Raw genomic sequence first — 2166 nt, 5'->3', positions numbered from 1 at the left:
CTTGCCGCCTTCATAGAGCAGGTTGTGCTCGACCACCGAGCGCACCAGCCCGGCCGTGCCTTCGGGGCGCAGAGTCAGTTGCTCGCCATTCAGGCGGTCTTCAAAGGAGTACATCTCCTTTTCGACGATGTCGGTCACTTCACCCAAGCCACGCACAAACAAAGCCGTCGGCTCAACGATGGGCAAGCGCACGCTGCGGTAGGCGTAACGTGCCATCAAGTCGCGCACTTGGCCCTCCAGCCACTCCCAACGCGCCGAATCGGGCGGCAAAATGTCGTTCATGCCCTTGACGCCCACCAGCTTCTGGGCTTTGGCCGCTTTTTCGACTTTAGGGGAGTTTTCTTTCAGCGACTCGCTCATTTTTTCTCAGCAGATCCGGAACCAAAGCGGTTCTCAATGTAGTTTTCAACCAGCACCTGAAACTCTTGCGCAATGCCTTCGCCGCGCAAAGTCAGGCGCTTTTCGCCATCAATGAACACTGGGGCCGCAGGCGCTTCGCCAGTACCGGGCAAGCTGATGCCGATGTCGGCATGCTTGCTCTCGCCGGGTCCGTTCACGATGCAGCCCATCACCGCCACCTTGAGGTTTTCCACACCGGGGTAACGCACGCGCCACACGGGCATATGGGCACGCAAAAAATCGTCGATTTGCTTGGCCAGCTCCTGGAAGGTGCTGCTGGTGGTGCGGCCGCAGCCGGGGCAAGCCGTGACGCTGGGCACAAAAATGCGCAAGCCCAATGACTGCAAAATCTCGGACGCGATCACCACCTCTTGTGTGCGAGCTTCGCCCGGCTGGGGCGTGAGCGAGACACGGATGGTGTCACCAATGCCTTCTTGCAGCAACACCGACAAAGCCGTGGCCGAAGCCACCGTGCCCTTGGTGCCCATGCCTGCTTCGGTCAGGCCCAGGTGCAAGGCGTAGTCGGTGCGGCGGCCCAATTCGCGGTAAACGGAAATCAAATCCTGCACGCCCGAGACCTTGCACGACAAAGCGATTTGGTCCCCATTGAGGCCCATGGCCTCGGCACGCTGGGCCGACGAGATGGCTGACGAAATCAGCGCTTCGTACATGACCTGGCGGGCTTCCCAAGGCTCGGCGCGCTGGCTGTTCGCGTCCATCAACTCGGCCAACAACTCTTGGTCCAAGCTGCCCCAGTTCACGCCGATGCGGATGGCTTTGTTGAACCGCATGGCCGCTTCGATCATCTGGCCGAACTGCACATCGCGCTTGTCGCCCTTGCCGACGTTGCCGGGGTTGATGCGGTACTTGGACAGCGCCTCGGCGCACGCCGGGTAGTCGGTCAGCAAGCGGTGGCCGTTGTAATGGAAGTCGCCGATCAAGGGCACATCGATGCCCATTTTGTCGAGCTGGTCGCGGATGTGCGGCACGGCTTGGGCGGCCTCAGGAGTGTTGACGGTGATGCGCACCATCTCGGAGCCCGCAATCGCCAGCTCTTTGACCTGAATGGCGGTGCCGATCACGTCCACCGTGTCGGTGTTGGTCATGGACTGCACGCGCACCGGGGCGCCGCCGCCCACAGTGACGACGCGCGAACCCCAGACCACTTGGGACTGGCGGCTGCGCCGCAATGCGGGGCGGGCGATGGCAATCGGTGTCGGCATCAGAGGCAAATGGTCTAGGGACATGTTCACTCCTTCACTTCAAAGCGCGCAACGGTAGATCGGGTGTGCGGTTTCAGATCAAAAGGCTGGCCGCGAAAGCTCACGCTGACCGCTGGCGCACGGCCAACCACCACGCGCACAGGCAAAGCCGCTTGAATCCGCTGACTTTCCGCCGCTTTGAGGGTACCACTCCAAATGACTGCATCTTGCCCGTTGCGCAACTCCAGCCAACTGTCTTGGGTGGCAGTGAACACCCATTCAGGTCCCACCGCTGGGGCCTGGTTGGAGGCGCTGGGCGCTGCTGCTTTGGCATCACTGGCGGGTGCCGCGAAAGGTGACTCAGAAGCCATCGGCTCGGCCGTCATGGACGGCGCAGCGCTGGGAGCGGCATTGGCCTCCTGGTCTGCGGGCAGCAATGCAATGGGATCGCCCATTTGGCTGGGCGCCATGGCCTCGCCCTGCTCAGGCGCAACCACTTCCTCGGCCAGCATCAGCTTGAGGTTTTGAAACCAACCCCACTGCGAAGGCCCGGGGGTCCACAGCA

General features: G+C 62.0%; 3 protein-coding genes. All 3 read right to left on the bottom strand.

Annotation, left to right across the window (positions count from 1 at the left end):
* Positions 1–360 (bottom strand): ATP phosphoribosyltransferase regulatory subunit (locus Q0341_RS11830; protein WP_299513538.1); only part of this gene is annotated, 360 nt, incomplete at its 3' end.
* Positions 357–1646 carry a flavodoxin-dependent (E)-4-hydroxy-3-methylbut-2-enyl-diphosphate synthase gene (gene ispG / locus Q0341_RS11825; protein WP_299513536.1) on the bottom strand — a complete coding sequence of 430 codons (1290 nt, stop codon included), beginning with the start codon at positions 1644–1646 and terminating at the stop codon, positions 357–359. The genes ispG and Q0341_RS11830, both read right to left, overlap by 4 nt.
* Before the next feature lie 2 nt (positions 1647–1648).
* Positions 1649–2166, bottom strand: a 518-nt coding sequence (locus Q0341_RS11820) for a DUF4115 domain-containing protein (RefSeq protein WP_299513533.1), incomplete at its 5' end; no start/stop codon positions are given.

Origin of the sequence: uncultured Limnohabitans sp. (assembly GCF_937889215.1) — a bacterium.
Lineage (GTDB): Bacteria > Pseudomonadota > Gammaproteobacteria > Burkholderiales > Burkholderiaceae_C > Limnohabitans_A.
This window is presented reverse-complemented; position numbering and strand designations above follow the sequence as displayed.